The 4,822-nt window shown below is 56.5% G+C and carries 6 protein-coding genes; 4 read left to right on the plus strand and 2 right to left on the minus strand.

Annotated features, from left to right (window positions below):
* Positions 1-238 (plus strand): murein L,D-transpeptidase catalytic domain-containing protein (locus ACIQ0G_RS10265; RefSeq protein ID WP_397577821.1); only part of this gene is annotated, 238 nt, incomplete at its 5' end.
* Between the two features lie 15 nt (positions 239-253).
* On the opposite strand, the gene ACIQ0G_RS10270 is transcribed toward ACIQ0G_RS10265, so the two are convergent.
* Positions 254-793: a superoxide dismutase family protein gene (locus ACIQ0G_RS10270; protein ID WP_397577822.1), complete on the minus strand. Its 540-nt coding sequence runs from the start codon at positions 791-793 to the stop codon at positions 254-256.
* 73 nt (positions 794-866) lie between these two features.
* Entirely contained in the window at positions 867-1,757 is an 891-nt protein-coding gene (gene serB, locus ACIQ0G_RS10275; protein WP_397577823.1) for a phosphoserine phosphatase SerB, read from the minus strand.
* Here serB and miaA point away from each other — a divergent pair.
* The 3 genes from miaA to ilvN all read left to right on the plus strand — a co-directional run.
* Positions 1,750-2,676, plus strand: coding sequence for a tRNA (adenosine(37)-N6)-dimethylallyltransferase MiaA (gene miaA / locus ACIQ0G_RS10280; RefSeq protein ID WP_397577824.1), 927 nt, complete (start codon positions 1,750-1,752; stop codon positions 2,674-2,676). The two genes, serB and miaA, sit on opposite strands and share 8 nt — an antisense overlap.
* A gap of 83 nt (positions 2,677-2,759) precedes the next feature.
* Complete coding sequence (locus tag ACIQ0G_RS10285) at positions 2,760-4,520, plus strand: acetolactate synthase 3 large subunit (RefSeq protein WP_397577825.1); 1,761 nt, start codon at positions 2,760-2,762, stop codon at positions 4,518-4,520.
* Positions 4,520-4,822 (plus strand): acetolactate synthase small subunit (gene ilvN, locus ACIQ0G_RS10290; protein ID WP_397577826.1); only part of this gene is annotated, 303 nt, incomplete at its 3' end. The genes ACIQ0G_RS10285 and ilvN, both read left to right, overlap by 1 nt.

The raw sequence follows: 4,822 nt of genomic DNA on the forward strand, positions 1-4,822 counted from the left end.
TACCTATATCGGCCAATATGGGGAGTCTCGCCGGCTCATTGGCTTGGATCCGCAGAATGACCAAGCCGAAGCGCGCGCGATTGTTATTCATCCGGCATGGTATGTGAACCAGTCTCTGATCCAGGGTCAGGGCAAGATTGGCCGCAGCCAGGGTTGTTTTGCCTTCGCCAAAAACGACATCAACGTCATTCTCGAGCGCGTTGCCCCCGGCTGCCTTCTATATGCAGATAAAGTTTAGGGTCAGGACCTAGCTTCAGCTCCGGTTGCCGGATTTGAATACACCGCAAATGATCCGTTTACCGCTGTTCCCGCTCGGGTCTGTTTTGTAGTCATCGGCCTTTTCGTGGATCACTAACGCACCACCATCGGCATCCAGCAGCCCGGTAGGCCCCGCAATCACAAAATCAGGCAATTTAAATTCCAATGTTATTTTACGGTCAGCGCCAGCCGTTGCATTTGGCAAATCGCCATGATGCGCGCCCATTGGATTATCCAGGCCATGTTGTTTCATCTCGGGGTTCCAATGCGGTCCGGCAGACGTAAAATCCGGTCCTTGGCATGTTCCCACTGCATGAAGGTGCATGCCAAATGTTCCCTCTGCAGGCGCTTCGGCCGATAGGCTTAGGAACAGGCCGTCCCCGCGCCGCGATATCGTTGCAACGCCTGCCCGGCTGCCATCTCCCCGCGCAAGCTCAGCCGTGATGACTTCCGACGCTTCACCGGACTTAGTTGGCATAAGCGTCGCACAGCTCGCGAGGACCGGGATGAGTAGAACAGGCAGAAATGCGCGCATATTATGCTCCTATGGAAAAACGGCTTGGGGCATCATAACATCAACCCTGCGCCGCTCAATGTGTTTCACTCACTCAACGCGCCCATGCGCTGGGTTTAATCCCCTGCGCAAAAAGCAGTGCGGTCAAATCATTATGGCGCACCGCGAAATTGGCTGCTGCGGCAAGTTGCGGTCGTGGATGATAGCCCACACCAAGGCCGTTGGCGGATACGGCCTCGGCGATCATCGGCAAGTCATTGGCACCGTCACCTACCGCAAGCGCGGATTGCAGATCTAACCCGAGCGTCCCTGCCGCGGATTGCAGCACCTGCCGCTTCGTCGCCGCGTCCACAATATCCGCAGCAAGCCGCCCCGTCAGACGCCCCTGTTCAATCTCAAGGACATTGGCATGCACCTCTGCAAAGCCAAGCATGGCCGCAACGGGGCCAGTAAAACTGGTAAAGCCCCCCGAAACCAGCACGGCATGCGCGCCCCATGCGGTCATGGTGCGCACCAATGTCTCCGCCCCGGGCATAGGACGGACGCGTTCATGCAGGCATTGCTGGATCATGTCGGCATCAAGCCCAGCCAGCAACGCAACACGCGCCTTTAACGCCTCTGCAAAGTCCAACTCGCCTGCCATCGCCCGCTCGGTAATTGCCGCGATTTCGGGCTTTATTCCGGCAAAGTCAGCCAGCTCATCGATACATTCGACCGTAATCATTGTGCTGTCCATGTCGGAGACCAACAGCATTTTGCGCCGTTGCTCTTCATATTGGACGACCACATCGACACGGTCTTCGAGTTCCGCAACCGCAGTGCGCGCATGCGCCAGCGTGCCGTCAAAAAATATGTCGACGGCCCTGCCCTCGGCAAGCCAGTCGGGGGTTGCTGGAACGCAGCTATGTGCAGCCAATCGGTCGCAGGCTTCTGAAATTATGCCGCTTTCCAAAGAATCTGCTGCTATCAGGGTTAAGATGGGCATTTCGAATCCTAAAAAGATGGTCGCGCTTATTGCGGGTCCGACCGCAAGCGGCAAGACAGCATTAGCGCTGCAATTGGCAAAGTCGCGCAATGTCGTGATTATAAACGCTGATAGCGCGCAAGTTTATTCCGACCTGCCGATACTCAGCGCTCAACCGACCGAAAGCGAACAACGCAGCGCACCGCACCGTTTATTCGGATATCTGGACGGCCAAACGCACTGTTCAGCGGCACGTTGGGCCAATGATGCGAAAGACGCCATTTGCGAAGCGCATGATGCAGGCGCGCTGCCTGTACTGGTCGGTGGCAGTGGCCTATATATCCAGACATTACTCGACGGTATCGCCCCCATACCCGACGTCGACCCGGAATTGCGCGCCCGCATTCGCACAATGCCCGTCGCACAAGCTTATGCGGCGCTTCAAAAGCTCGACCCCGCTATGGCCGCGACCTTGGGCCCTGCGGATATCATCCGGATCACCCGCGCGCTGGAGGTTGTTGAAGGCACGGGGCGCAGCATAAGCGAATGGCGTAAAATCAAAACAGGCGGCATCGCGCAAGACATCTCGCTGCGCCCGCTCCTCCTCTTGCCACCGCGTGAATGGTTGTATCAACGGTGCGACATACGGTTTGAACAGATGATGCAAAGCGGCGCTATTCAGGAAGTTGAAGCCTTGCTGGCGCAGCAAATGCCGCACGATGCGCCAATCATGCGGGCCATTGGCGTTCCAGAGATCGCTGCGCTTCTTGGCGGCACTATGTCAGAGGCAGAAGCCATCGAACGCGGCCAAATTGCGACCCGCCAATATGCAAAGCGGCAGTTTACCTGGTTCAGGAACCAAGCCCCCGCCGCATGGCCTCGTATCGTCGATGAAATAAATGATTCAAATAGACATTATTTTGAAACAATATTTCAATGATTATCGTTGACATGTCATTTTCTAATCTTTAGCTAGCCCGCTCTTGCCTACTGTGCTGCGCTGCAACATAGGGCAGTTTCATAATGAGTGAGGACTTTGCAGTGCCCGAAAAATCCGGCGCAGAAATTTTGATCGATACCTTGATCGAACAGGGTGTGGACACCGTATTCGGGTATCCCGGCGGCGCAGTTCTGCCGATTTATGACGCGCTCTTTCAGCATAAGAAAATCCGTCACGTCCTCGTCCGTCACGAAGCCGGCGCTGCGCATGCCGCAGAAGGTTACGCGCGTTCGACGGGCAAGCCGGGCGTCGTGCTGGTCACGTCAGGCCCTGGCGCGACCAATGCCGTCACCGGCATTGCAGATGCCTTCATGGATTCTATTCCGCTGATTGTTCTGACGGGACAAGTTGCCACCAACTTAATCGGCTCAGACGCGTTTCAGGAAGCGGACACCGTCGGCATCACGCGCCACTGTTCGAAGCACAATTATCTTGTGAAAGATCCCGCGGACCTCGCATCCACCGTGCGTGAGGCATTTGCCATCGCGACCAAGGGACGCCCTGGCCCCGTTGTCATCGACATTCCGAAAAACGTTCAGGTTGCGACGACATCCACCGACGTAAAGCGCGCAACGTCGTCGCGGTTTAACCCTGCGGGTGAAGCCGATTATGCCGAAATCAATCGCGCGGTTGAACTGTTGGCCAATGCGAAGGCGCCAATCCTTTATACCGGCGGCGGCATCATCAATTCCGGACCTGATGCAAGTGCGGCGCTGCGCGAGCTTGCCGAACTGTGCGGCGCGCCCGTCACATCAACGCTCATGGGCCTTGGCGCATATCCTGCCTCCGGCGACGCATGGCTTGGTATGCTTGGCATGCATGGTACATATGAAGCCAATATGGCGATGAACCAGTGCGACGTGATGCTGTGCCTGGGCGCGCGTTTCGACGACCGCGTTACAGGTCGCTTGGATGCATTCTCACCCGACAGCATCAAAATCCACATCGATATAGACCGCAGTTCGATCAACAAAACGGTACGCGTTGATCTGCCCATCGTGGCGGATGTTGGCGCGGCGATCCGGCAAATGATCGAAGTGTGGAAAGGCCGTAAATATAAAGCCGCGGCGTTGGATGACTGGTGGGCACGTATCAAAGGCTGGCGCGCAGTCGATTGCCTCAGCTACCCCGCCAGCACACAGGAAATCATGCCGCAATATGCGATTGAGCGTTTGTTCGCGGCCACCAAAGACAAAGCGCCGATCATCACGACGGAAGTGGGGCAGCACCAAATGTGGGCCGCACAGCATTTCCATTTTGATGCCCCCAACAAATGGCTCACCAGCGGCGGCTTGGGAACCATGGGCTATGGCCTGCCCGCAGCGGTCGGTGCACAAATGGGTAATCCGGACGCGCTGGTTATCGATATCGCCGGTGAAGCGTCTATCCAGATGAACATTCAGGAAATGGCAACCGCGACCCAATATCGTTTGCCGGTCAAGGTCTTCATCCTGAACAATGAATGGATGGGCATGGTGCGCCAGTGGCAAGAGCTGACTTATGAAAGCCGCTTCTCAGAAAGCTATTCAGACAGCTTGCCCGATTTTGTCGCGCTGGCCGAAGCTTATGGATGGAAAGGCATCCGTTGCAGTGACCCAGCCAAGCTCGATGAGGCCATAGCCGAAATGCTTGCCTATGACGGCCCGGTGATGTTCGACTGCCGCGTGCACAAAACCTCAAATTGCTTCCCGATGATACCGTCAGGCGCAGCCCATACGGACATGATCCTGCATTCCGATGAAGTATCAGGGACGATGGACGACGAAGCAAAGGCGCTCGTATAATGCATATCAAACAGGAACTCACCGAACGGCATGTGCTTACGCTGACCGTCGACAACGAAGCAGGCACGCTGGCGCGGATCGCGGGCATGTTCACCTCGCGTGGTTACAACATCGACAGTTTGACCGTTGCCGATATCAGCGAAGACCATACCACCAGCCGGATTACCATCGTCACCCGCGGGCCACCGCCGGTCATCGACCAGATCATTGCGCAATGTGAACGCCTGATCCCGGTGCACAAGGTCACGGACCTGACCGAAGCCGGCCCCCATGTGGAACGGGAACTTGCGTTGGTTAAGGTG

Origin of the sequence: Sphingorhabdus sp., assembly GCF_044354325.1 — a bacterium.
In the GTDB taxonomy this organism is placed as follows: Bacteria; Pseudomonadota; Alphaproteobacteria; order Sphingomonadales; family Sphingomonadaceae; genus Sphingorhabdus_B.